The organism is Candidatus Krumholzibacteriia bacterium (assembly GCA_035268685.1).
In the GTDB taxonomy this organism is placed as follows: Bacteria; Krumholzibacteriota; Krumholzibacteriia; order JAJRXK01; family JAJRXK01; genus JAJRXK01.
In genome coordinates this window covers 14,067-39,178 of record DATFKK010000021.1, presented here as the reverse complement: position 1 = coordinate 39,178, position 25,112 = coordinate 14,067, and the positions used below count along the sequence as shown (strand labels likewise).

25 protein-coding genes are annotated in these 25,112 nt (G+C 69.5%); 8 read left to right on the top strand and 17 right to left on the bottom strand.

Going from position 1 to position 25,112, the window contains the following annotated elements; translation table 11 throughout:
* Positions 1–16 precede the first annotated feature (16 nt).
* The 8 genes from VKA86_02120 to VKA86_02085 are packed head-to-tail and all read right to left on the bottom strand — an operon-like array spanning position 17 to position 8,134.
* Positions 17–778: a tetratricopeptide repeat protein gene (locus tag VKA86_02120; GenBank protein ID HKK69984.1), complete on the bottom strand. Its 762-nt coding sequence runs from the start codon at positions 776–778 to the stop codon at positions 17–19.
* On the bottom strand, positions 771–2,525 hold the full coding sequence (locus VKA86_02115) for a BatD family protein (protein HKK69983.1): 1,755 nt from the start codon (positions 2,523–2,525) through the stop codon (positions 771–773). The genes VKA86_02120 and VKA86_02115 overlap by 8 nt, the downstream gene beginning before the upstream one ends.
* Positions 2,515–3,354, bottom strand: a complete 840-nt coding sequence (locus tag VKA86_02110; protein HKK69982.1) for a tetratricopeptide repeat protein — start codon at positions 3,352–3,354, stop codon at positions 2,515–2,517. The genes VKA86_02115 and VKA86_02110 overlap by 11 nt, the downstream gene beginning before the upstream one ends.
* Positions 3,351–4,358, bottom strand: coding sequence for a VWA domain-containing protein (locus VKA86_02105; protein HKK69981.1), 1,008 nt, complete (start codon positions 4,356–4,358; stop codon positions 3,351–3,353). Before VKA86_02105 ends, VKA86_02110 begins: the two co-directional genes overlap by 4 nt.
* 15 nt (positions 4,359–4,373) lie before the next feature.
* Positions 4,374–5,360, bottom strand: coding sequence for a VWA domain-containing protein (locus tag VKA86_02100; protein HKK69980.1), 987 nt, complete (start codon positions 5,358–5,360; stop codon positions 4,374–4,376).
* A complete protein-coding gene (locus VKA86_02095; protein ID HKK69979.1) occupies positions 5,360–6,208 on the bottom strand; it encodes a hypothetical protein in 849 nt (282 codons plus the stop codon). The genes VKA86_02100 and VKA86_02095 overlap by 1 nt, the downstream gene beginning before the upstream one ends.
* Positions 6,205–7,125 (bottom strand): DUF58 domain-containing protein, encoded by a 921-nt coding sequence (locus VKA86_02090; GenBank protein HKK69978.1) that lies wholly within the window; start codon positions 7,123–7,125, stop codon positions 6,205–6,207. The genes VKA86_02095 and VKA86_02090 overlap by 4 nt, the downstream gene beginning before the upstream one ends.
* A 22-nt stretch (positions 7,126–7,147) precedes the next feature.
* Positions 7,148–8,134, bottom strand: a complete 987-nt coding sequence (locus VKA86_02085; protein HKK69977.1) for a MoxR family ATPase — start codon at positions 8,132–8,134, stop codon at positions 7,148–7,150.
* 264 nt (positions 8,135–8,398) lie between these two features.
* On the opposite strand from VKA86_02085, the gene VKA86_02080 reads away from it, so the two are divergent.
* Genes VKA86_02080 through VKA86_02070 form a run of 3 tightly spaced genes read left to right on the top strand, consistent with a single transcriptional unit; the run spans position 8,399 to position 10,249 of the window.
* Positions 8,399–8,674 (top strand): DUF507 family protein, encoded by a 276-nt coding sequence (locus tag VKA86_02080; GenBank protein HKK69976.1) that lies wholly within the window; start codon positions 8,399–8,401, stop codon positions 8,672–8,674.
* Positions 8,675–8,689: 15 nt separating this feature from the next.
* Complete coding sequence (locus VKA86_02075) at positions 8,690–8,974, top strand: DUF507 family protein (GenBank protein ID HKK69975.1); 285 nt, start codon at positions 8,690–8,692, stop codon at positions 8,972–8,974.
* A gap of 6 nt (positions 8,975–8,980) precedes the next feature.
* On the top strand, positions 8,981–10,249 hold the full coding sequence (locus VKA86_02070) for a glycosyltransferase family 4 protein (GenBank protein ID HKK69974.1): 1,269 nt from the start codon (positions 8,981–8,983) through the stop codon (positions 10,247–10,249).
* Here the strand turns inward: VKA86_02070 and VKA86_02065 are convergent.
* From VKA86_02065 to VKA86_02055, 3 genes are all read right to left on the bottom strand, one after another.
* Positions 10,201–10,890: a class II aldolase/adducin family protein gene (locus VKA86_02065; protein HKK69973.1), complete on the bottom strand. Its 690-nt coding sequence runs from the start codon at positions 10,888–10,890 to the stop codon at positions 10,201–10,203. The genes VKA86_02070 and VKA86_02065 overlap by 49 nt on opposite strands.
* Entirely contained in the window at positions 10,880–12,157 is a 1,278-nt protein-coding gene (locus VKA86_02060) for a hypothetical protein (GenBank protein HKK69972.1), read from the bottom strand. The genes VKA86_02065 and VKA86_02060 overlap by 11 nt, the downstream gene beginning before the upstream one ends.
* A gap of 147 nt (positions 12,158–12,304) precedes the next feature.
* Positions 12,305–13,462, bottom strand: a complete 1,158-nt coding sequence (locus VKA86_02055; GenBank protein ID HKK69971.1) for a tetratricopeptide repeat protein — start codon at positions 13,460–13,462, stop codon at positions 12,305–12,307.
* 71 nt (positions 13,463–13,533) lie between these two features.
* Here VKA86_02055 and VKA86_02050 point away from each other — a divergent pair, with 71 nt between their 5' ends.
* Positions 13,534–15,423, top strand: a complete 1,890-nt coding sequence (locus VKA86_02050; GenBank protein HKK69970.1) for a FlgD immunoglobulin-like domain containing protein — start codon at positions 13,534–13,536, stop codon at positions 15,421–15,423.
* 9 nt (positions 15,424–15,432) lie between these two features.
* On the opposite strand, the gene VKA86_02045 is transcribed toward VKA86_02050, so the two are convergent.
* Together VKA86_02045 and VKA86_02040 are read right to left on the bottom strand one after the other, a co-directional pair.
* Complete coding sequence (locus VKA86_02045; GenBank protein ID HKK69969.1) at positions 15,433–15,981, bottom strand: HNH endonuclease; 549 nt, start codon at positions 15,979–15,981, stop codon at positions 15,433–15,435.
* A 58-nt stretch (positions 15,982–16,039) separates the two neighbouring features.
* A complete protein-coding gene (locus VKA86_02040) occupies positions 16,040–17,605 on the bottom strand; it encodes an HAD-IG family 5'-nucleotidase (protein HKK69968.1) in 1,566 nt (521 codons plus the stop codon).
* A 140-nt stretch (positions 17,606–17,745) separates the two neighbouring features.
* On the opposite strand from VKA86_02040, the gene wecB reads away from it, so the two are divergent.
* Positions 17,746–18,891 (top strand): UDP-N-acetylglucosamine 2-epimerase (non-hydrolyzing), encoded by a 1,146-nt coding sequence (gene wecB, locus VKA86_02035; GenBank protein HKK69967.1) that lies wholly within the window; start codon positions 17,746–17,748, stop codon positions 18,889–18,891.
* Positions 18,888–19,754: an SDR family oxidoreductase gene (locus VKA86_02030; GenBank protein HKK69966.1), complete on the top strand. Its 867-nt coding sequence runs from the start codon at positions 18,888–18,890 to the stop codon at positions 19,752–19,754. The genes wecB and VKA86_02030 overlap by 4 nt, the downstream gene beginning before the upstream one ends.
* A gap of 7 nt (positions 19,755–19,761) precedes the next feature.
* Here the strand turns inward: VKA86_02030 and VKA86_02025 are convergent, their stop codons facing one another.
* From VKA86_02025 to VKA86_02015, 3 genes are all read right to left on the bottom strand, one after another.
* Positions 19,762–21,153: a glycosyltransferase gene (locus VKA86_02025; GenBank protein ID HKK69965.1), complete on the bottom strand. Its 1,392-nt coding sequence runs from the start codon at positions 21,151–21,153 to the stop codon at positions 19,762–19,764.
* An 83-nt stretch (positions 21,154–21,236) separates the two neighbouring features.
* Positions 21,237–21,476, bottom strand: a complete 240-nt coding sequence (locus VKA86_02020; GenBank protein ID HKK69964.1) for a sulfurtransferase TusA family protein — start codon at positions 21,474–21,476, stop codon at positions 21,237–21,239.
* A complete protein-coding gene (locus VKA86_02015) occupies positions 21,473–22,546 on the bottom strand; it encodes a hypothetical protein (protein ID HKK69963.1) in 1,074 nt (357 codons plus the stop codon). The genes VKA86_02020 and VKA86_02015 overlap by 4 nt, the downstream gene beginning before the upstream one ends.
* A 98-nt stretch (positions 22,547–22,644) precedes the next feature.
* Here VKA86_02015 and VKA86_02010 point away from each other — a divergent pair, with 98 nt between their 5' ends.
* Together VKA86_02010 and VKA86_02005 are read left to right on the top strand one after the other, a co-directional pair.
* A complete protein-coding gene (locus tag VKA86_02010) occupies positions 22,645–23,184 on the top strand; it encodes a TrmH family RNA methyltransferase (protein HKK69962.1) in 540 nt (179 codons plus the stop codon).
* Between the two features lie 101 nt (positions 23,185–23,285).
* Positions 23,286–23,660 (top strand): hypothetical protein, encoded by a 375-nt coding sequence (locus VKA86_02005; GenBank protein ID HKK69961.1) that lies wholly within the window; start codon positions 23,286–23,288, stop codon positions 23,658–23,660.
* A gap of 27 nt (positions 23,661–23,687) precedes the next feature.
* On the opposite strand, the gene lat is transcribed toward VKA86_02005, so the two are convergent.
* Positions 23,688–25,025 (bottom strand): L-lysine 6-transaminase, encoded by a 1,338-nt coding sequence (gene lat, locus VKA86_02000; GenBank protein ID HKK69960.1) that lies wholly within the window; start codon positions 25,023–25,025, stop codon positions 23,688–23,690.
* Positions 25,026–25,112 lie beyond the last annotated feature (87 nt).

Sequence of the window (25,112 nt, the reverse complement as noted above, 5' to 3'; positions counted from 1 at the left end):
GGGAACCGGGACGGGGTCACAACACTTCGAGCGATCGCGTCGGAACCCAGCCGACGAGTTCGCCCCCGAGATCGATGCGGACCCAGTCGGGACGCCGTTCCGAGACCTCGACCTGCAGGCCCTCGTGGACCCGGAAGGCGAGACTGTAGTCGGAACCGGGCCCACTGCGCACCTCGACCTCCTGCTCCACGACCACGGCCCCGGTCCGCGCGACCTCGGTCCGGTACCGCACGACGCCCATGGTGGCCGAGACTCCGGCCACGACCGTCAGTCCGAGGACGAGCCGCCGCACCCACGGTGGATCCAGGCGCTCCCACTGACCGGCGACGGACACGAGCACGATCAGCCCGAAGACGACGAGCGTCAGGATCCACCACTCGTTCAGCGAGAACCGGTCGTAGAGCCATCGTACGGGGACGAAGACCGCCGGAAGGCTCTCGTCGGCGAGTTCACGGTCGCGGATCTGGGCGCGCGCCACGCGGAGGTTGGCGCGGATGCGATCGTCGCGTGGAGCCCGCCGCTGGGCCCGCACGTAGCTGGCGATCGCCTCGCCCAGCTCTCCCGACTTGAAGAGGGCGTTGCCGAGATTGTAGTGCACGATCGGATGGTCGGCGCCCGCGGCGAGAGCGTCGCGGTAGTGCTCGACGGCCGCTCCGAAATCACCGGCCTCGTACGCGACCCGCCCGGCCTCCATGCTCGGCGGCGGATCCATGGCGGCTGCGGACGGCGGACCCACCAACCCCACGACCAGCACCAGGACCAGGGCCGGCTCACGCATTACGGGTCTGCTCCTCGAGCCGGGCCAGGAGTCCACGGGTCTGCTCGACGAGGTCGGCGGCCGTTCCGCCCAGTGGGGCGTAGCGCGCGGCGTCGCAGCGGTCGAGCAGTGCCCGGAGTTCGCGCGTCAGGGCCGGATCGGCCCCGTGACGCGTCGCGAGCTCCACGACGTCGTCGTGGGTCAGGCCCGACGCGGCACGATCGAAACGATCGGCCGCCCAGCCGTGCACGGCGCCCACGACCGCGTGTTCGTCGACGCCCGGGGCCCCGAGCGTCTTCCGCGCCCGCTCGAGTGCACGGCGGGCGCGCAGGCGACGCGGATCGCGCATCAGCTCCCGCCGGCGCCGCGAGACGCGCGCGCTCACCGCCCACGCCAGGGCCGGGACGCCGAGGGCCGCGTAGAACACGGCACGGTGCGGAAGGGGCCCGGCCCACGGCGACAGGCTCCCCGGGACCGGGGCGATGTGCAGGATGTCGCGCGCGAGCAACTCGATCTCGCTCTTGCGCCCGCCCACGAAGACGCCGCTCCCGCCACCACTCCCCTCGACGGCGCGCACCTCCAGCGCGATCGGCTCGGTGCGCAGGGTGACGTAGTCGCGGCGCCCGGTGTCGAAGTAGGTGTATTCGATCGAAGGGATCACCACGCGCCCCGCCGTGCGCGGAACGAGCAACGACTCGACCAGGCGCGTCCCCTGCAGACGACCCCCCTGGGGCCGACTGTCCGCACCTCCACCCGCATCGTGCACACGGAACTCCTCGAGGCCCTCCAGCGACGGCACGGCCGCACCCGGCAGGTTCCCGCTGCCGGCGAGCCGCAGTCCGAGCGTGACCGCCTCGCCCTCGTCGAGCGTCCGCCGGTCGACGGTGGCGTCGAGCGTGAGATCGCGCGCCACCGTGCCCGTGAAGTCCTGCGGTTGCGGCTCCGGGAGAGGGTCGACGTGCACGGTGATGGGATCGGCACGGAGTACGCGCGGCCCGCGCGGCTGCCGGCGATCGCGCCGGAAGAACGAACCGAAGGTGTCCTCGGGCAACCGCACGATCGCCTCGCCGATGGTGAGGTCACCGGCGCGGGTCGGGAACAGCGCGTACTGGATCTCGGTGACCTGGTAGCGACGGCTGCGGATCACCCGGGTGGTGTGGCGTTCCGGGGGAAGGTCCTCGCGCCAGAAGCCCTCGGTACGCGGCGGCGTGTACTCGGGGCTCTCGAAGGCCGACATCCGCGTGGCGCGATGGAAGCCGAAGGTCAGCACCACCTGCTCACCCACCACCACCGAGTCGCGGTCGACCGACATGGTGACGAAGGCATCGCGCTCGGACTCGTCCTGCGGATCCGATCGATCCGGAGACGCCGGCACCGGCGATGTCCCCGCGGCCACCACCTCGAGCTCGAGGGAAGGGGTTCGCACCACCTGTCCGTCGGCGCGGACGGCGATCGGATCGATCGTGAAGTTGCCCTCGCGCTCCGGCTGCAAGTAGTAGGTGAAGCTGTGCTCGGCCGAGGCCCGCCCGTCGACGAAGCTGAAACGCTGCGACTGTCCTCCACCGAAGACCCGGAAATCCGGCAACGAGGGAAGATCCGGAGGGCTCACGCGTCGGGCCTCGCCGGTGACGGTGACGGTCAGCACCACCTGTTCGCCGACCGGCACGCGCTCGCGATCGAGCGTGGCCCCGACCTCGACGGCCGCCCGCGCCGGCGACGTGAGCGCCAGCAGAGCCAGGAAGAACGGCAGCCATCGTCTACCAGTCATTCTCGTCCTCTTCCCGGTCACCGCGCAGGCGTCGTTGGATCGACTCGCGCAGCTCCTGTTCGTCGAAGTCCAGGGCCTCGAGCAGACGCATGGCTTCCTCCGGCGTCATCTGCTCGGGCCGCGGCGGGGGCGGCATCTGCGTGCTGTCGGCACCCGCCTCCTCGGGATCCGGGGGCGGCGACTGCTGCTGGGTCGAGTCCGGCGGTGCCTGCTGCGGATCGTCGGACCGTTCGGGCTGCTGCGGATCCTGCTGCTGGTCCTCCGGCGGGGGCTGCTCGCCCTGGGAGTCCTGTTGCTGCTGGTCCTGTGGCGGCTGCTCGCCGTCCTGCGGCTCGCCGTCCTCGCCCTGCTCCTCCGACTGCTGACTCTGCTGCTCCTGCTGATCCCGCAACCGCTGGGCCAGCTCGAGGTTGTGCAGTAGATCGGGATCGGGCTCCGAGTCGCCCTGCACCAGCGCCTCGGTGTAGAACTGCAGCGCCCGCTCGTAGTCCTGCTGCTCGAAGGCGGCATTGCCCGCATTGTACAGGGCCCGGAGCCGTCGCGGCAGGGGGGCCTCGGGATCGGCGAGGGGAGCGTACTGGCGCATGGCGGCCTCGAACTCACCACCGTCGTAGAGGGTCTCGGCCAGGCCCGCCCGGATCCGTGGATCCTCCGGCGCCAGCGCCTGGGCGCGGAGCATGGACTCCAGCGCGCCGAGCGTGTCGCCGCGTGCGAAGGACTCCTGGGCCTGATGGGCGGCCCGCTCGGCGCGCTGCAGAGGATCCCAGGCCTGGACCGGCCGGGGACACGACGCCACGATCAGCACGACGACGACGAGGACGCTCCTCATGGCTCCTGCCTCCTCCGGTCGCGAAGGAAGCCCTCGACCAGCAACAGGATCACCGCGGCCGCGAGCGGCCAGGCGTAGCGCTCGCGGTAGCTGACGATGCGCTGGGCGCGGATCGCCGAACCCTCGATGGTGGAGATCTCCGATCGCAGACGTTCCACGTCCAGTCCTCCGCGGTCGGCACGGGCGTAGGCACCCTCGGTCGACGACACCAGGCGCAGCAGCTCGGCTTCCTGCAAGCGGCTCATGACGACCTCGCCGTCTCGATCGCGGACGAATCCCTGCTGACGGCCGGAATCGTCGTACTCGGGGATCGGCGCCCCCTCCGACGTGCCCATCCCCACCGCGTACAGGGTCACGCCCTGCTCCCGCAGGGCCTCGAGCGCGGGGTCCAGATCGTCTCCGAAGTCCTCGCCATCGGTCACCACCAGGACCACGCGCGAACGGCCTCCCTCGTCGTCGAAGAGTTCCAGGGCGGTGAACAGCGCCGAGGACAGATCGGTTCCCTGCGCACCGATCATGGTGGGGTCGGCCTGGTTCAGGAAGAGCCGTGCGGCGGCGTAGTCCACCGTCAACGGACACTGCGGGAACGCCGCACCGGCGAAGAAGACCAGTCCGACCCGGTCGCCGTCGAGCGATTCGACCAGCTCGGCGATCTCGAGCTTCGCGCGGTCCAGCCGGCTGGGCCGGACGTCCTCGGCCTGCATGCTGCGGCTGATGTCGAGCGCGACGACCAGGTCGATCCCCTCCTGCTCGACCTCGATCTCACTCGCGCCCCATTGCGGCCGGGCCGCCGCGATCACCACCAGGGCCAGGGCGATCAGACGCAGGGCCGCCCGTGCGACCCTCCTTCCGTCGCGCCCGCCGACACCGAGCGCGCTCTGGACGGACGGACCGACGAAGTCGCGCAACCGCCGTTCCGCGCGGACGCGCGTCGACCAGAGCATCGCCCACACGAGCGGCACGGCGAGCAGCAGCCACAGGAGTTCGGGATGGGCGAAGCGCAACTTGGCTCGGCCTCCTCAGGGCAGCACGCGGAACAAGGTGGCGGCCAGAACGGTCTCGAGCAGCAGCAGCAGCAGGCCGGGGATCATCCACCACGCCGCCAACGACTGGTAGTTGGTGAAGACCTCGGTCTCGATCTCGGACTTCTCGAGTTCGTCGATGGTGTCGAAGATCCGCTGCAGGCCCTCACCGCTCTGCGCGCGGAAGTACTGACCCTCGGTGAGCTCGCTCACCTGTCGCAGCAGGTCCTCGTCGATACGCGTCTCGATCTGGGTGTAGCGACGACCGAGGATCGGATGATCCACCGGATACGGAGCGAGGCCTTCCTTCCCGACACCGATCGTGTAGACGCGGACACCCAGCGCGCGCGCCGCCTCGGCAGCGGTGAGCGGATCGACGGTCGTCACGTTGTTCACCCCGTCGGTCAGCAACACCAGCACCTTGCTCTGCGCCTCGCTGCGGGCCAGGCGCTTGACCCCCGTCGCGATGCCCAGTCCGATGGCCGTGCCGTCCTCGATGAGCCCGACGTCGACCTCGTCGAGGAAGCGCACGAGCACGTCGTAGTCCAGAGTCAGTGGACACTGGGTGAAGGCCTTGGCCGCGAAGACCACCAGCCCGATACGGTCCTGCTTCCGGCCGTCGACGAAGTCACGGATCGTGCGCTTCGCCACGGCCAGCCGGTCGTCGGGTTCGAAGTCGAGCGCGCGCATGCTGCCACTGATGTCGAGCACCAGGGCGATGTCGATCCCTTCTCCCCGAATCACTTCGCGGTCGTGGGCCAGACGCGGGCCGGCGAAGGCCACCAGCAGCAGGCAGATCGCGACCGCGCGGACCACGGTGGTCCAGGGCCGCAGGCGGGCGCGCCAGCCGCGGCCGACTCCGCGGAGCAGGCCGTGGTCGCTGAAACGAACCGCGCTCCCCCCGCGAGCGAAACGCGCAGCCGCCGCGACGATCAACAGGGCGATCGGAATCGCGAGCAGGACGAGCGGGCGGGCGAACTCCATCACCGATCCCTCCCGTCGCGCAGACGTTCCGCGGCCCGGATCGCGTCGGGTGTGCTGTAGACCACGGGAACCGCGGTACGCTCGATCCACGCCCGGGCGTCGTCGATCCACCGCTCGGCCTGGTGCTCCGTCGGGCGTCGCGCCGCGAACTTCACCGAGTCGGCGGCGCGCAGGAGCGGATCGACGTCGGCCACCTCCGATCGCTCGTATCCGGCGCCCGTCAGACGCTCGATGGTCTCGTCGGTCGTCCAGTCCAGTGCGGGGACACGGTAGCGCCCGCTCACGTAGCCGCGCAGGGCCTGGCTGGCGTGCACGTACACGTCGTCGAAGCGCCCGGCGGTGATCCACCCGGAATCCCGGATCTCGTCCAGGCGCCGCAGGGCCACCTCGTGCGGAGGATCCAGGGGCACGGAGGGAGCAGCGCCCGGCAGGCTCCGGCGGCGGCGGCGCCACCACAGGGAGAGGATCAACAGGAGCACGGCGAACGCGGCCAGCCCGTGGATCCACCACGAGGGGCCGATGTCCCCCACGCGTTCGATCGGTCGCAGGCTGTCGGGCGTGGCCTGGGCCAGACGCGGGCTTACCGCCCAGCGCAGCGTGTCCCCGGTGGCCGGCAGGGCGATCGCAGCGTCGCCCACCCGCACCGCGACCACGCGGTAGGTGCGCGGATCGACCGTCTCGCGCAGGACCACACCGGTGCCGGTGGGAATCTCGGTGCTGTCGGCGGGAGCGGTCTCCAGGCGGAGCGTGGCACGCTCCCCGAGCTGGGGCTCCGCCGGCTCGAGCGTCCCCGCCCGTGCCACGCCCGCGAGGGCCACCGCCGCGACGCAGAGCCACGCCCTCGTCATCGTCGTGCACGCCCCCGCTGCCGGAAGAAGCGCTGCAGCGGCTCGACCACCGACCGGCTCACGTCCACGGTCACCAGATCGCAGCCGGCGCGTCGCAGTTGCCGCTCGAACTCCGACTGCCAGCGCTCGGTCCGTCCGGCGTAGGCCTCGACCACCCGACGGTCGCCGGCGTCGACGAGCACATCGCGTCCGGTCTCGGCGTCGTACAGCCGCACCAGACCGACCGGGGGCAGGGCACGCTCGCGCGGATCCACCAGCTGCATGGCCACCAGGTCGTGCTTGCGCGCCACGATCGACAACGCCGTGTCGTAGCCGCGGTCGAGGAAGTCGCTGAGCAGGAAGACCACCGCTTTGCGCTTCTGCACGCGGTTCAGCGTGTCCAGTGCCAGTCCGAGATCGGTGCCCCGTCCCCGCGGAGGGTGGTACAGCAGTTCACGGATCACGCGCAATCCGTGCGAGCGGTTCTTCCGCGGCGGCACGTAGAGCTCGATCTCGTCGGTGAACAGGATCAAGCCGACCTTGTCCTGATTGCCCAGGGCCGAGAACACCAGCAGTGCCCCCAGCTCGGCCATGGCGGCCGACTTCAAGCGGTGCGCGCTACCGAAGCGCTCCGAGGCCGACAGGTCGGCCATGACGATCACCGTGAGCTCGCGCTCCTCCTCGAACTGCTTCAGGTAGGGATCGCACATCCGTGCGGTCACGTTCCAGTCGATGGCCCGCACGTCGTCACCGGGCAGGTACTCGCGCACCTCGCGGAACTGGTTGCCCTGCCCCTTGAACACCGAGTGGTACTCACCGCCGAACAGCTCCTGCACGATCCGTCGCGTACGGATCTCCAGACGACGCACCTGGGCGATGAGATCGGGAGGGATCCCACGCACCGAATCGTCGGCGTTGCGGCGATCGGACTCGCTCAAGGCGGACTCCGGGGTTGGCGGTCTAGGGAACCTCGACGTGATCGAAGACCAGACGGACGATGTCGTCGCTGGTCAGTTCCTCGGCCTCGGCCTCGTAGCTGATCGACACGCGGTGGCGCATCACCAGCGGCCCGATCGACTTCACGTCCTCGGGCGTGACGAAACCCCGGCCGCGGAGGAAGGCGTGGGCCCGCGCCGCCCGCGTGAGGAACAGCGTCGCGCGCGGACTCGCCCCGTAGGCGATCAACGGCGCCACCGAGAGGTCGTACTCGGCGGGCTCACGCGTCGCCCGCACCAGGTCGAGCACGTACTCGCGGATCTTGTCGTCGACGTAGACCTCCTTGACGATCTCCCGCGCCCGCAGCAGTCGCTCGCGCTCGAGCACGGCACTCACCTCGATCTCGTCGCCGTCGAGCATGCGATCGAGGATCTTCCGTTCCTCCTCGCGCTGCGGATAGTCCACGATCGCCTTCAGCATGAAGCGATCGACCTGCGCCTCGGGCAGTGGGTAGGTTCCCTCCTGCTCGATCGGATTCTGCGTGGCCAGGACCAGGAAGGGCTGGTCGAGCGGGAAGGTCTCGTCGCCGATCGTGATCTGCATCTCCTGCATGGCTTCGAGCAGGGCCGACTGGACCTTGGCGGGCGCGCGGTTGATCTCGTCGGCCAGGATCACGTTGGCGAAGATCGGGCCCTTGCGGGTGACGAAATCACCGTTGCGCTGGTCGTAGATCAGCGTGCCGATGAGGTCGGCCGGCAGCAGATCGGGCGTGAACTGGATCCGTGCGAAGCTCATGGCCAGCGCCCGGGCCAGGGTGCTCACCGAGAGCGTCTTGGCGAGTCCGGGCACGCCCTCCAGGAGGACGTGGCCTCCGGTGAGCAGACCGATGAGCAGTGCGTCGACCATGCCGCGCTGTCCCACCACCACGCGACCGATCTCGTTCTGGAGTTCGCGCACGAAGTCGCTCTCGCCCTCGATGCGCTCCTGTAGCTGGTTCAGATCCTGGCTCACCGTGTTCCTTCCCGTTTCTGTGCGCATGACCGGTCGACGCTGGATTACGCGCCTCACGGGGCGGGGGTTCCGTCGGAGACGAGGGCGGCATAAAATGCTTGCCACCGCGCCGGGCACCGCTAGCGTGGCGCCGGGCGCCTCCGCGGGCGGGCGAGACCCACCCGAGCGCCCGGAAGGGCTAGACTAGGGCGGGGCCGGGCTGCTGGCAACGCATCCCCCACCCCACCGAATCCACCCCCGACGCCCGAGGTCGACGCCGTGCGCATGTCGCAGGACAAGGTCAAGGACCTGGCCGCCCAGATCGTGAAGATGCTCGACGAGCACCCGGGCGTGACGCTGCAGGACCGGCAGGAAGCGCTGCGCGTGACCGTGGGCAGCGTGATCCTCGACGACCTCGAGGAAGAGGACGACATCGACCGCGAGGTCGACGCCCTCTTGAACGAGCACGCCCGCGAGATCGACTCGCAATCCATGGACCACGAGACCCTGCGCCGAAGGTTCCGCGACGAGATCGCCCGGCGCCGCGGCTTCACGCTCTGACCCGGAGAGGCTACCGTGCGTCTGAACGAGGAACGCATCGATGCGATCGCCCTGGCGATCACCGACCGTCTCGCCGAGGAGGAGCTCGTCGACCTGACGATCGACGAGGACGACCTGGCGAACCTGGTGGCCAACGTGATCACCCGTGATCTGGCTCGCGAGGACGAGATCCAGCGCGAGGCGGTGGAGTTCGTGCAGAAGACCAAGCCGCAACTCGACCCCGGGAGCACGGGGTGGAGCATCGAACTCGAGCGCGCGCGCGACCAGATCGCGGTGCGCCGCGGCTACGTGCTGCCCTAGCACCACGTGCGCTGGCTCGTCGTCTCCCCCTACCTGCCGCACCCGGCCATCGGTCACGGCGGCGGGACCGCGGTCCTGCAGCTGTGCCGCGCGCTGGCGCGGGTCCACGACACCCGATTGCTGTGCTACCGCCGCGAGCGCGAGACCGGCCTCGAGTCCTCGCTGGTGGAGGCCGGAGTCGACGTCCGGACGGTGGACTTCCGCAGCGAGCAGGCCTCCGGGGCGTCGCGCCTGGGATTGATGGCCGACCGCGCCCTGCACGCCCTGCGTGCTGCCCGTGACGGCCGCCCGCTCATGGTGGCCAAGTACGATCGCGCCGCCATGCACGAACGGCTGCGGGCCGAACTGAGCCGGTGGAATCCCGACGTCGTGCAGGTCGAATACGGCTTCATGGCCCCCTGTGCGCGCACCGTCGTCGAAGCGAGGGACGGGGAACGACCTCACGTCGTCCTCAACACCCACGAACTGGGCAGCCTGGTCCGTCTACGCCGCGCCGCCGCGGCCACCGACCGGCGTCGGCGCCGCCGGTGCGGACGAGATCTCGCGGACTGGGCCCGCCACGAGACGTCGGTCGTCCACTGGGCCGACACCGTGACCTGCGTCACCGAGGGCGACCGCCGCGTGCTCGAGGCCATGACCGCGGCCACCAACCTCGCCACCGTGCCCCTGGGCACCGAGGTCGAGTCCTTCCCGCCCGTCGACCCCGGCGGTCGGACCGGCGCTCCTCGGGTGCTCTTCGTGGGCAGCTTCGCCCACCCGCCGAACGCCGAGGGCGCGGAGCGTCTCCTCGCCGACATCCTGCCCCGCGTCCGTGCACGCCACCCCGCGGTGGTGGCCGAGATCGTCGGTGCGAACCCACCCGAAGCGATCCGTCGTCACGCCGGCCCCGGAGTCGAGATCCCCGGCTTCGTCGACGATCTCGGCGCCTCGTTCCGTCGCGCGCAGGTCTTCGTCGCGCCGTTGTTCTCGGGCGGTGGGATCAAGATCAAGGTCCTCGAGGCCATGGGCCGCGGTGCGGCCGTCGTGACCACGCCGATCGGGGCCGAGGGGATCGATCCGACGGGTGAGGCCTGTCGGGTGGTCGGCGATCCGACGAACTTCGCGGACACCGTCGCCGACCTGCTCGACGACGCCGGGGCACGGGCCGAGCTCGGACGACGCGCACGCCACCACGTCGAACACCACTACTCGTGGCCGGCGATCGTGCGGCAACTCGAGGATCTGGTTCAGTCGTCGCAGGCACGGCACGGCGGCACCGGACGCTCGGCGCCGTAGACCCCGCGGATCGACAGCAATCGATCGACCTCTTCGCGGCCGAGCGAGCGGACCCCACCGAGGTTCTCGGCCAACCACGTGACCTGCGCCAGGCGTTCGACCGTCTCCATCACGTACATGGCGGCGGTGGGACCGGCGGCAGCGGCGACCGCCCCGTGATTGCGCAGCAGACAGGCATCGTGATCGGCGAAGACGGCTCGGACCGCGTCGGCGACCTCGGAGGTGCTCGGGGTCCCGTACGCGCTCAGTGGAACGGCACCGAGCGTGCAGACGACCTCGGGCAGGACGCAGGCGTCGAGCGCCCGATGGGCGGCGGCGAACGCGGTCGCGTGCGGGGGGTGGGCGTGACAGATCGCCTGCAGGTCGGGTCGAATGCCGTAGATCGCCAGGTGCATGTCGAGTTCCGTGCTCGCACGCCCGGCCCCGATCACCCGTCCCGCGAGATCGACCTCCACCAGATCGGCGGCGCGCAGGCGGCCCTTGTCGGCCCCAGCCGGCGTGGCGAGAACCCTTTCGGCGTCGAGCCGGACGCTCAGATTCCCCTCGGTCGCGACGACGAGGCCACGATCCCGCATGCAGCGCCCGACCTCGACCAGTTCGTCGCGCAGACGCCGCTCGGAGACGTGCCGATCAGAATCCACCGCGCAGGACCCAGAGGTCCATCTTCTGACCCTCGAACGAGTCGTCCGGATTCCGGCGCGTGCTGAAGACGATCATGCCGTCGGCCATCGGATCGTTGAAGTCGTAGTTGGCCGCGAAGGGGAAGTTGTCGTCCTGTCTGCTGACCACCAACGGCCGGCGGCTCGATCCGTCCCCGTTCATGATCCACAGGTTCCGGATCCGCTGCGACGTGCAGGGCGGACGCTGCGTGCTGGTGAACACGATCTGACCGTTGCGCAACCATGTGGGATCCATGCTGCTCTCGGGCAGCTTGAGCTGGTCGACGGTGTTCGTCAGGCGGATTCGACCATCGGTGAAGGGATCCCCCTGTGCGCGGACCTCGGCCGGAGCGTCCGGGTCGAAGGCCACGCGGTAGATCTCGGGCTGACCCGCGGTTCCGAGGTTCGCGGTGAAGGCGATCGACCGGCCGTCGGGTGACCACGTCGGCTGGTCCTCGCGCAACGAGCCGTTCGTCACCCGGACGATCCGCCCGTCGTTGAGGTTGTAGGCGTGGATGGCCGGCTGCGAGAACTCGTCGTCGGCGTCGTCGAACAGATTGGCTCCGAGATCGAGGAAGAACCGTGAGTACGCGATCCATTCCCCGTTCGGCGACACGGCCGGAGTGCGGTAGAAGTACTGGATCCGCCGGTTCTCGCTGTTCTCGGCCAGGAATTCCTCTTCCACGACCCCGCGCTGGATCGCGCTGATCTCGTCGAGGTCGGTCCGAGGACCGAGTTCGACCAGGAAGATCCGATCGAAGCCGAAGAAATTGGTCATGGTCACGGCCAGCGTCTGGTTGTCGACCCAGACGACCTCGCTCTTGAAGGAGTTGACCGTGTCGATCTGCTGTCCGGTGACGTCGATGACGCCCGTGAAATCGACGCGCCGGGCGTTTCCGATGTTCTCCAGGCGATCCGTCGGCGGACGATTCTCGTCGGGCCCCGGGACGTCGATCACGCCGATGTCCCGCTGACCCTGCTGCTTGAGTCCGGCGTTCTGGAAACGGTCGAGACCGGTCCAGTAGTCGGTGGAGAACGCGATGCGTGTGCCGTCGGGGGCCAGGGCGGCATCGAAGTGGTCGACCGTCAGCGTGTCGGTGGTGACCTGCGTCAGGGTGCCCTGCTGTTCGAAGCAGTCTTCCTCGATGACCTCGTCGCAGCCGGTGCCGGCCGCGACGACCGCACCGACGAGAGCCACGGTCACGGCCGTGCGGCGCAGCGGCGACCCGTGGAGAATTCGGTCCAGCATCGTCGTGAAACCTCGGAATGGACGGCCCTGCCGGCCCCGGGCACGCGAACTCGCGCGAACGTCCGGGGGACGGCTCGGATGGCAAGACACTGGAAGTTACGTCACGGCACAGGCCTTGTAAACCCGTGGACCCGGCTCCGCGGCCGCTCAGGGACCGCCCGTCGCGTCGAGGTTCGCGCGGGCCTCGGCATGGTCGGGGTCGATCTCGAGCGCGCGCCTCCAGGCCGTGCGGGCGGCCCCGGAATCGCCGGATTCGGCGAGCAACACACCGTGCAGGGAGTGGAGGTCGGCGTCTCGTGGGTCGAGGACGAGTCCTCGCTCGACGGCGGCCCTGGCCGCGTCGGGGCGGTCGGTCTCGCGCAGGGCCAGTGCGAGCACGCCCCAACCGGCGCCGGTCGCCGGTTCGCGCCGCTCGCGCAGGGCGGTGACGGCTTCGGGCCCCCGGGCCCGCAGCGTGGCCAGATACAGGTTCTGCAGCGCGACCGACGAGAGGTCCTCGACGACCGGCGCGAGCCGTTCCCTCGCTTCCTCCGGACTCCCGGCCTGCAGCAGCAATGCCGCTGCGGCCTCGCGGCAGTCGATGGCGGCGGGGTCACGCTCGGCACAGCGGTCGTAGGCCTCGATCGCCGAGGCCGGCTCGGTGTCGACGACGAGCTCGGCGATCCGACGCGCGATGGTCGCATCGGGGGCGACCCGCTCCGCGGCCCGCCAGCTCTCCAGCGCCAGGTCCGTGCGATCCACCCCGACCGCGGCCTCGCCGAGGACCCGCAGCACACGGGGATCCCGGGGCGCGAGCTCCCTCGCCCGCTGCAGGGGATCGAGCGCGGCCCGGAACCGACCCAGACGCACCAGCTCGCGACCGAGACCCAGATGGGCGTCGACCCGCTCGGGATCGAGTTCTGCCGCCTGCCGGAATTCGCTGAGGGCCCGGCCGGTCGCACCGATCCGGATCAGGGAGACGGCGAGGTTCAGGTGGGGTTCGACGAGAGAGGGATCCAGCCGGATGGCCCGGGTGTAGCGCTCCACCGCAGCGGCGTGGTCGCCGCCCGCCGCGAGGACCGTCCCCCAGAGGTTCTGCCATCGCGGATCGGCCCGGACCTCCTCCGCGAGCTCGTCGAGCACCGGTTCGACCTCGACCGCACGGCCGTCCTCCACCATGGCCGAGAGCCGCGCGAGCTCGGCCTCGAGCGATCGCGAACGATCCAGTCGTTCCTCGAGGCCCGTCGCCCCGACCCGCCCGGCGATCAGCAACAGGAGCACCGCGAGCCAGACCGAATTGACCCCCCGTGGACTTCGTCGATACACTGGGGACTCCCCCGTTCGCGCCCCGGCGACGAGATCCGCCACCGATTCGGCTCCAGAGACGGACACCCGGCATGATGCATCTCTTCGACCGCCCCGACCACCCGATGTCTTCGTACGTCCCCTCCCGGCGCCCGTGGCCGTGGACGTCGTGCACGGCGGCCCTGCTGCTCGCCGTGTGCCTGGTCCCGACGACGGCCACCGCCCAACGGGTGCTCTTCGACTTCGAAGGGCCGTATCTCCTCGATCCGGGACGCACGATCAAGGACCACTCCCTGGTCTACGACGACAGCACGCAGACCTGGCACGCCTTCTACATCCGTGGCGAGGTCGGTGCTCCCGGAACCTCCAGCGAGCAACAGCTCGGACACGCGACGAGCGCGAATCTCCGGCGGTGGTCCATCCTGCCTCCGGTGATCGAGTCCGAGGAAGGGAGCTTCGACGCGCGCAACACCTGGGCACCCACGGTGATCCGCAACGAGGACGACGACGGCTGGACGATGTACTACACGGGCCGTGACGACCAGTTCCTGCAGCGCACCGGTCGCGCCGACGCCGTCGATCTCTTCGACTGGCAGAAGCTCCCCGCGAATCCGATCCTCGAACCGGACTCCACGGTCTACCTGTGGTCGCCCGACCTGGCGGTGCCCGAGCTCAGCTCCTTCCGCGATCCCTTCTTCCTCGAGATCGACGGCACCTTCCACCTGCTGCACACGGCCCTGGTGCCCGACAGCACGGTCGGCGCCGGCCGTCGCGGTGTCGTGCACCACTTCGAGAGCACCGACCGCCAGAACTGGGTGGACGTCGGCCCGCTGGCCGTGAGCAACAGCACCCAGGGCGTGTGGCGCGACATCGAGTCGGTGCAGATGGTCGAGCACCAGGGGACCTGGACCATGTTCTTCACGCTCTTCGGCGTCCAGGGCGTGCAGTACATCCAGAGCGAGGACTTCGCGTCGGGATGGGACTTCACGACCGCGCAGGAACTCGACTTCGGAATCGCCGCGGAGTTCCACCGGGTGGCCCCGGACAGCTGGATCTACACACGCCACCTGCCGGCCGTCCACCTACCCACCCATCCGCAGGCGGGCGAGATCTTCTACACGCTGCGAGCCGACACGATGCGCTTCGACCCCGACACGGGCGAACCCGTCGTCGTCCCGACCGATCCGCTCGGGCCCGACTGGATCGAGGAGACGGGCACGGCGTTCCTGGCCGCTCCGACCTTCGGCGACAACCAGCTCGAGCGTGGTGAACCGGAGGTCGGTGCCTTCGGCCACGGCTACGTCAGCAGCCGGGAGTTCTACAACGGCCCGCTCGGTGTCGCGGGCGCGCTGGGAGCTCAGCTCGGCGACGAACCGGTGGGCACGCTCACCTCGCGCTGGTTCACGATCGAGCCCACGGATTCACTGATCACCTTCCGGATCGCGGGAACCGAGGACCCGGGCTGCAGGGTGGAGCTGGTGCAGCGCGTGTCGGCCGACCCCGAGTCCCTGGCCGTCGTGCGCAGCACGATCCCGAGCGGGACCCGCAGCATGACCTCCGACTGGTGGGACGTGCGCGACCTCCGCGGAGCCGAAGTCCGCGTCGAGGTGATCGACGAGTCGGCCGAGGGTTGGATCGCACTCGACCACTTCCGCACGCTCGTCGAACCGGTCGTTCCGACTTCTGCCCCGCCGCAGCGATCGTCGGGCCGGATCGAGCGCGTGGCCCCGAACCCCTTCAATCCGCGCACGGTGATCGAATTCTCGCTCGACCGCCGTCAGCCGGTGCAACTCGTGGTGCACGACCTGCGCGGACGGCGGGTGCGGACCTTCGACCGCGGCCGTCTCGACGCCGGAACCCACCGGGTGATCTGGAACGGCACCGACGACGCCGGGAGCGAGGTCGCCAGCGGCGTGTACCTGGTGCGGCTCCTCGGCGACGCGACGCTCGGACCGGCCCGCAAGCTCACGCTGGTACGCTGACCAGGCGGCTCACATCCCGAGGTAACGACCCCACGTCTCGGCCCAGCCGTCGTTGCGAGCGGTGCGGTGGACCAGCGGCAGGAACCAACGCGGCTTCGTGGGCTTCGACCGCAACTCCATGCCCGCTTCGTCGGGCGTGCGATCGCCCTTCTTCAGGTTGCAGGCCAGGCACGCGGTCACGCAGTTGTCCCAGCTGGTCGGTCCGCCCCGCGGATGCTCCCGTGTCCGGCGGCTGCGCGGTACCACGTGGTCGATCGTCAAGCGCTCGGCGCTGCCGCAGTACTGGCACCGGTGGTGGTCCCGTGCCATGACGTTGCGTTTGTTGAATCGGACCTGCAGGGTCCGGTACACGCGGTGCGCGACCGCGATGAACAAGCGGATGATCCGCGGGCAGTTCAGGCTCGCCCGCTCACTGCGCAGGACGATCGCCGGATCCTCTTCCACCGCCACGGCCTTGCCCGTGGCGATCAGACGAAGTGCCCGCCGCATCGGCACGACGTTCACGGCCTGGTAGCCGGCGTCGAGGACGAGGACGGGTCGGAGCAGCGTTGGGCCCATGGTCGTTCCATGACGCGCCCGACGAGCAGACGTCGGTGAGTTCACGTCTCCCGTGCGCCTACCACTCGTGGGGCATGCGTTCCTCCGGGGCGATGAAATAGAAGTTGCCGGGGTAGTTCAGGAAATTTGCCACACGCGACGTGTAGATACACGCGAATTCCTTCACCTGCCGCCCGAAGCGGCTGACCTTGTTGCCCTCGCGGAACAGCCAGCCCCACTGGGGATTGTAGGAGTCGCGGATCCTCGATTCCAGGATCCGGGCCCGCGAGCCGGTCTGCGCCACCAGGAAATCCAGTCCGTCGAGCGTGCTCTGGAGTTCGGCCACCCGCACCGACCGCTCGTCCTCGGTCAGGGTGAGGAAGTCCCGGACCTCCCGCGCGGTGTAGCCGTGCGCCCACTCGGGGACCTCCTGGGTCACGGGCGCTCCAGAATCCAGGCCTTCGAGTGCTCGCATCAACAGCATCAACTGGTCGCGGTCCCGGGCCAGGTCCTGGGTGCGGGCGATCAGATCGCGCACCTCGCTGGCGAGGTGCGACCGTCGCTCCTGGATCCTCACCTCGTGCTCGAGTTCGAACACGATCATGGCCGTCCTCCAGCCCACCGTCTTCTTGCTGCGCAGGATGTCCCCGTAGGTGTGGTCGCCGAAATAGAGGACCTGATCGCCGTTCGCGCCCAGGAAATTCTCGATGAAGCTGGCGTTGCCGCCCAGGAACACGAAGTCCTCCTCGTGGGCGCAGTCGGGGGTCGGCACCGGCTCGGCCTCGCGGCCGTCCATGAAGAAGCCCGGCTTGGCCGACGAGCAGATCACGAGGTCGAAGAGGTCCTTCCAGTCCTCGTGCGCGTTGCCGAGCAGATGGCGCATGACCGCTTCGGTGTACTCGTACTCGCTGTTGGTCAACAGGAAGAGCCGCTTGCCCAGGGCACGGAAGCGCAGCAGTGTGGGTCGAAGGTTGGGGTCCTCGATGAAGTAGCGCGGCAGATCGTCCATGATGACGCTCTTCAGGGAGCCGTCGCGGTGGACGGTGTCCACGGAATCGCGGACGTCGTCGAAGATCTGCGCCATGCGGACCTTCTTCATCGCCCCCGTTCGGTCGCTCTCCTTGAGATCGACCACGGCGGCGAAGAGCGAGCCCTCGGGCATGCTGAACAGCGTGTCGAAGCTCTGGTAGCGCTCGCTGCGCAGGTTCACGCGCAGGTTCCGATAGGCCCGCAACCGCTGCTCGCGGTCGAGCTTGCGCGTGCCGTGGTAGACCACCGCCACGTAGCCGTGCGCGTCGATCTTCAGGAGGTTGCCCAGCTTCTTGTCGACGACCAGGCCACGAATGATGAAGTCGGGCTGGTAGCGGACCTCGCGCAGGACCTCGGGATAGCCCTTGTCGCGGATCAGCGTCTCGACCGCCATGTCGAAGGTGAGCTGCTCGAAGGTCGCGCGGTCGTAAAGGGCCAGGGTGTGGTCCATGTCGAAACCGATCGCCTCGATCCGTTCCATCCGCAGGTTGCGGTTGGTGAAGATCCGCTGCGTCCGCGGAATGTTGCGCTCGCCGGGCAGGAAGTGGTCGGCGAGGGCACGTCCGCCGCTGGCGGTTTCGAGCGATCCGTGCTGTGATTCGTTCCGATCCGGCATCTGGACTCCGGCTGATGGGACGATCTCGGGGCCGCGGCCCTCTCCCGGGGCGCCCGGCACCGGGTTTGCGATCCGGATCAACTTACAACGGGCCGTCGTCTCGGCCCACGCCCGATCCACAGCTGCCTCGGGAGGACAGCTTGAGCACGCACGAGAAATCGACCCACGTGGTGGTCGTGGTGGGAACACGCCCGGAAGCGATCAAGCTGGCGCCGCTGGTCCTGGCGCTGCGCGCCGACGGAGTCCCGGCCCGGGTGACGCTGCTGAGCACGGGGCAGCATCGGGAGATGCTGCGACCCGTGTTCGAGCTCTTCGCCCTCGAACCCGACGTCGATCTCGATCTGCAGCGCCCCGACCAGACCCTCGACGACGTGGTCTCGGGTGTCGTCGCGCGGGTGGGGGCGGCAGTCGCCGAGCACCGGCCGGACGTGCTCGTGGTCCAGGGGGACACCTCGACGGCCTTCGCAGCGGGTCTGGCGGCCTTCCACCATCGTGTCCCGGTGGCCCACGTCGAGGCCGGCCTGCGGACCGACGATCCCACGAACCCCTTCCCCGAGGAGATGAACCGACGCCTGGTGTCGCGCCTGGCGAGCCTCCACTACCCCCCGACCGAGCGCGCGGCGCGGGCCCTGCGCACCGAGGGTGTGGCGGAGGAACGGATCCACGTGACGGGCAACACCGTGATCGACGCCCTGTACTGGTTGCGCGACCAGCGACGCGACCGCATCGCCTCGGACACGGCGCGACTGCTCGACCCCCTCGGCATCGGCGACGAGCCCCTCGTGGTCGTCACCGGACACCGCCGCGAGTCCTTCGGAGAGCCACTCCGACGCGTGTGCCGGGCCCTCCGACGCATCGCCGACGAGAACGAGGACCTGCGCCTGGTGTATCCGGTGCACCTGAACCCGAACGTCCAGGGAGCGGTGCACGAGGCCCTGGGCGACCACCCGCGGATCCATCTGGTCCCGCCGGTCGGCTACACCACCATGGTCGGCCTGCTCGAGCGCGCGACGATCGTGGTCAGCGACTCGGGAGGCATCCAGGAGGAGGCACCGAGCTTCGGCGCCCCCGTGCTCGTGACCCGCGAGACGACCGAACGGCCCGAAGGGGTCGAAGCCGGCGTGGCGCATCTGGTCGGCACCGACGACGAACGGATCGTCGAGCGCTTCCGCGAACTCCGCGCGCGCGGCGTCGCGGCACGGCCGGACCACCGGTCGAACCCCTACGGCGACGGAAGGGCCTGTGAACGCATCGTGCAGACCCTCGTCGGATCGGAGATCCCTTGATCGCGGGCGATTCGGATCGGAACCCCTCGCGCACCGTCCTCGTGACGGGCGCCACCAACGGCATCGGCCGCGCGGCCGCACTCGAACTCGCCCGGCGCGGTGCACACGTGATCGTGGTCGGACGCGATCCCCGACGGACCCGCGCCGTCGTGGCGGCCGTCGAGGCCGAGCAGGGGTCGGCCGAATCCCGCGTTGCCGACCTGTCCTCACAGGCCGAAGTGCGCGCACTGGCCACCGCCGTGCTGGCCGATCATGCGCGCCTGGACGTCCTCCTGAACAACGCGGGCGCGATCTTCCGGGATCGCCGCCTCTCGACCGACGGCTTCGAGATGACCTTCGCGCTCAATCACCTCGGCTACTTCCTCCTGACGAACCTGTTGCTCGACCGTTTGATCGAGAGCGCACCGGCGCGCGTGGTCAACGTTGCCTCGCGCGCACAGGAACGCGGTCGGCTCGACTTCGACGACCTGCAGAACGAGCGCAACTGGTCGATGATGCGGGCCTACGGCGATTCGAAGCTGGCCAACGTCATGTTCACCGCCGGCCTTGCCCGCCGGATCGACGGGCGTGGCGTGACCACCTACTCCATGCACCCCGGCTTCGTGGGCACCGGCTTCGCGGCGAACAACGGCGGATGGCTGCGCCTCGGCATGAAGCTGGTGCGGCCGTTCATCCGGTCTCCGGAGCGAGGAGCCGACACCGCGGTGTGGTTGTCCGAGGCGCCGGGGATCGAGGTGCACAACGGTGGCTACTTCGTCGACCGGCGCCGGGTCGATCCGGTACCCCGGGCCCGCGACGTGGACGCCCAGGAACGACTGTGGAGCGTGAGTGCAGAGATGACCGGCGTCACGGTGACGTCCTGAGCGCGGCTCAGGCCCGACTCACCGCCGGCACACCCTCGATGCGCGTCAACAACTGCTCGACCCGCGGCTCCTCGGGCACGGAGTTCGACAGCTTCTGCAGCCACGACCGCGCGTTGTCGTCGAAACCCAGCCCGATCAGGACCTCGGCTCCGCCGATCCACGCGTCGATCTCGTCCTCGTTGATCGACAGTGCCTTGAGGTAGACCTGCAGCGCGTCGCGAACACGCCCCTCGGCCTCGGCGACGCGGGCGAGTCCACACAGGGCTCCCGTGTAGTCGGGATCGTTCGAGAGGGCCGTCCGGAAGTGATCGCGCGCTTCGACGATCTCGCCGGCGGCCAGAGCGGCCGCTCCGAGATAACGGTGCGGGTAGACCTCGAAGTAGGCATTGCCGATCGGTGCCGGCTCCAGACTCGCATCGCGCTCCAGCATCAGGTGCATGCGAGCAGCACCGGCCGCGCGGAACTCGTCGGCCGCCTCGCCCGGCTGGACCTCGGCGGCGGCGAGCAGGGCCCGACCCTGGGTGAAGCGCAGGAGTGATCCCTCTCCGAATCGGTCGAGTCCCTCGGCGCAGGTGTCCAGAGCGTCCAGCGGGCGGCCGTCTGCGAGTTCGGCCGCGGCCGTGCGGGCGTAGAGATCCGGGCCGTAGCCGACATGGGCGCGCCGCCTCTCGTCGAAACCGCGCACCTGGGTGATCGCGGCCTGCAGTTCCGACATCATCTGCCGGAAACCCTTCACCGGCAGAACCTTCTCCTCGAGGTGCACCGCGATCTCGCAGGCCAGGCGGTAGCGGAAGTAGGGTTCGTCGGGGTACTGGTCGATGGCACGGTGGAGCAGGCGCTGATTGCGGGCCCGGGTGCTCTTGTCGTCGTCGTCGGGACTGCCGTAGTGGACGATCGACAACGGGCTCGGGAGGAACTCCCCGCCCGTGCGTTGGGCGATCTGCGCGATGGACGGCGTGACCTGCTCGTGGATCGGATAACGGAAGCGGATGTCGGGATGGTTGCGGAACAGGCGCACCTTGTCGTGCACCGTCGAACCGCGCCCCGAACTCTCGTCACGCAGCCGCGCGTAGTAGGCCACGGCGTCCTCGTCGGCCAGCAGCCGCCCGATCTCCACGGGACGGATCGTCTCGAGCACCTCGTCGGCGTCGAGGATCAGGATCCAGTCGCCGTAGGCCGCCGACAGGCCGGCGTTGCGCGCGGCCGAGAAGTCGTCGTGCCAGTGGTGATCGATCACCCGGGCACCGTAGCCCTCCACGATCAGCCGCGTGTTGTCGGTGGATCCGGTGTCGACGACGACGACCTCGTCGACGACGGCCAGCGCACTCTTGATCGCGCGTCCGACGGTGTCCTCGGCGTCCTTGACGATCATGCACAACGAGAGCGAATTCTTCTGCATGTCCTGGTCCCGTCCCTGGTCGACCGCACCCGGTCGAGAATTCCTCGACGACGCCACCCGACGCCGCCAGGACGGACTCCGGATCAGGACTCCCGCTTGCGGATGCGGGCGGTGAACTCGCGGTCGTGCCGGTCGAGCGCGAGCAGATCGTGCCCGGTCCCGGCACACCATGCCCGGACGTCGGCGGGGAAGGCCGCGTCGTCGCTCAGCACCACGAGTTCGGCTCCGGCCGGCAGCGCCGTGATCTCCGCGGCCAGATCGATGATCGGCTGCGGGCACAGGTCGCCCCGGGTGTCCAGGGTCCGTCCTCGGCCGGCGCTCATCGCAACATCCAGGCCTCGACGGCCTCGGGCGCGAGGGGTTCCACCCGCAGCGCCCGCGGGCCGTCGCCGCCCTCGACCTCGACCGTGACCACCGGCTCGCGCTTGCCCTTCGAGTAGCGCGCGGTGATCGCCGCCGCGCGTTCCAGGTCGAAGGGATCGAGCGGCGCGCCGGGAGCGAGATCGAAGACCGCCACCGGCCCGACGTGGTCGCGGACGTGCAGGCGAGGGCGCTCGCCGCTCCAGGTCTCCAGGAAGCGGTTCTCGTCCTCGAAGCGTGCCACCACCAGCTTGGCGTTGGCCGAAAGGCGGAAGTGACGGCCGACCTTGCACAGGAGCAGGTCGTCGTGGTCGACGTCTTCGCGGCGTCCGTGCTGGAACAGGTCGAACACGCGATTCGAGTAGCCCTCGTCGGTGAGCGCGCAGCATCCACCCGCCGGCTGGGGTGTGTCGTCGAGACCCAGCTCGCGGGCCAGACGCAGCTGCGGATTGCGGTCGCGTCCGGTGAGGGCCAACAGCTCCGCGCGATCCAGCCAGCCCTCGCGCTCGGGCAGGGTGGGCGCAAGCGCGCGGGCCGACAGCGGCCGCACGAGGCGATCACCGAGACCGCTCTCCTCGGCCACGATGTTCATGGCGCGGCGGGTCTGGCTCTTGGGTCGCTGCCCGAGGACCTCGCCGGTGAACACGAAATCGGCGCCGATCTCCTCCATGAACGTGCGTGCGCGGCCCATCATCATCGTCCGGCAGTCGATACAGGGGTTGGCGTTCTTCCCGTAGCCGTGCTTCGGGTGGCGCAGGACGTCGAGGTAGTCCCCCGCGATGTCGATCACGTGCACGGGCACCTCGAAGTCGGCGCCGAGGCGCAGGGCCTCGTTCCGCAGTTTCGAGGGGTCGGTACCGGGACGCCGCACCTGGCGCTTGTGGTCGGCCCGGCAGAAGCCGGTGGAGAAGTTCACGGCGACCACGTCGACGCCCTGCCTCTGCACGAGGGCAGTGGCCAGGGTGCTGTCGAGGCCGCCGGAGATCATGCCGACGGCGCGCGGATGCGGCTTCGCAGAAGGACTCTGGATCATGGGACACGGCCGGGCGGAAGGGGGAGTTCGACGGAGAGCGAGAAGGTAACACGGGACCGCGGTGGCCTCACCCCCACGGCCACCGTACACTCCGCCCCATGGATCCCCGACGCCCACGCGCGCCGCTGCCACCGGTGGTCGGCGTGATCGAGAACGTGCGCAGCCTTTGGAACGTCGGCTCGATGTTCCGCAGCGCCGACGGTGCCGGCGTGCACCGTCTGGTGCTCTGCGGTTTCACCGCCCATCCTCCGCGCGCCGAGATCAGCAAGACGGCTCTCGGCGCCGAGCAGGCGGTCCCGTGGGAGTACTGGTCGAAGGCTCGCGAGGCCTGCGAGGCGCTGCGCTCGGCAGGCTTCCAGGTGATCGCGCTCGAGCGCGCGCCGGCGAGCGTCGAGCTGGAGACGCTGAAGCTCCGCCCGCCCGTCGCCCTGGTGGTCGGTCACGAGACCGAAGGCGTGAGCGAGGCCACACGCATGGCCTGCGACACCACCGCCCACCTTCCCATGTTCGGCACCAAGCAATCGCTCAACGTGGCCGTGGCCTTCGGCGTGGCGGCCTACGCGGTGCGCCGCCGTCTCGGCTTCCAGCCCGTCCACGGCGCGGGCGGCACGATCGGGCTCGACCCGCCGGAGCCTTGACGCGGAGGGGGGCCGAGGACCATGGTCGCGCGGCGAGCGATCGTCTCGACCGTCGCCCCGACGAAGACCGGATCGGTGCCCCCAGCGCCCCGGAGGCCCGCATGACCCTCGCCTACTTCTGGTTCAACGCCGTCGCCTACACGGTCTTCGCGGTCTGGTGCACGATCCGCCCCGAGCAGACTGCCCGATTCCTCGGCTTCGAGCTCGACGGCTGGAAGGGTCAGGCCGAGTACGTGGCGGTGTACGGCGGGATCGAGGCCGCCTTCGCGGTCTTCTTCGCCATGGCGGCCCTGCGCCCGGCCTGGCACGGCCCGGCCCTGGGCTTCGCCACCTTCCTCTACGGCGGACTGGTGCTGTTCCGCACGATCGTGCTCGTACGCAGCGGCTTCTCGATCGGTGGCGCGATCGGACCCTACGTCTTCGAGTGGATCATGGTCGTGCTGGCGATCCTGCTGTGGCGGCGACACGGGGTCTGAGTCCGTACCGCCGCCACGCGATCACGATCACACACGCGCGAGGACCCTGCGCAGGATCGACACCGCCTCGTCGGCCTCGTCGACGGTGACGCTCAGGGGCGGCCGCGCCCGGATCGACCGAGGCCCCGACGGAAGCAGCAGGAGACCTTCCTCCTGGCACCGGGCGAGGACGCTTCCGCGCGTGACGCGATCGGGCAGGGTGAACGCGATGAACAGTCCCCGCCCGCGAACGTTCGACAACAGCCCCCCGAACTCGTCCTGCAACGTGTTCAGTCCGCGCAGGAAGTGTGTGCCGACCGTCGCCGCGTTCTCCACCAATTGCTCGGCCTCGATCACCTGCAGATAGCGCGTGGCGCGGACCATGTCGACCAGGTTGCCACCCCAGGTCGAGTTGATCCGACTGCTCGACCGGAACACCCCCTCGACGTCGTCGAGCCTTGCACCGGCCAGGATCCCGCACACCTGCATGCGCTTGCCGAAGCACAGCACGTCGGGCTCGATGCCGTGGTGCTGGTAGGCCCACCACCGTCCGGTGGTGCCGGTTCCCGTCTGCACCTCGTCGACGATCATCAGCATCTCGTGTTCGTCGCACACCGCGCGCAGGGCCTGCAGGAACTCCGGCCGGAAGTGGTTGTCGCCGCCCTCGCCCTGGATCGGCTCGATGATCAGCCCGGCGATGCGATCGCCGTCGCGCTCCACCGCCTCGCGGATCTGCGCGAGCGAACGTTGCTCGGCCTCTTCGACCTCGGCGAGATGATCGGAGAGCGGGAAGGTGATCGGCGCCGCGTCCACGCGCGGCCAGTCGAACTTCGGGAACCACTTGGTCTTGTGCGGATCCGTGTTCGTCAGGCTCATTGTGTATCCACTGCGGCCGTGGAAGGCGTGGCGGAAGTGCAGGATCGACAGGTTCTCGTCGTCGGGCAGACCGCGGGCGGCCCGCTTCTGGAACTTCCAGTCGAAGGCCGCCTTGAGGCCGTTCTCCACCGCGAGCGATCCGCCGGCCACGAAGAAGAGGTGCGGCAACGACGCGGGCTGCGCCGTGTCGTGCAGGGTCTGCACGAAGGCCGCCATCTCCTCGGTGTAGAAGTCGCTGTTGCTCGGGTTGGTGATCGCCACCCGCCCGAGGTGGGCCACGAACTCGGGATCGACCATCGCCGGATGGTTGTGACCGAGAGGCTGGGTCGCGAAGTAGTTGAAGAAGTCGAGGTAGTCGCGACCGCTCAGCGCGTCGTGCAATCGGCTGCCCGAGCTCTCGTCGAGGTCGACGACGAAGGGCATCCCGTCGGCGAGCATCGACCCGCCGATGACGTCGTGGACGTGTTCGGGACGCACCCGGGGAACGGAGATCGTGGAGTCGGTGGCCATGCCCCCACCTCCGGCAAGAGGGTACCCGCGAAAGACCGCCGGCACGCTAGCAGAGGCCCGCCCGGCCACAAGACGGGGTTCTGTGAT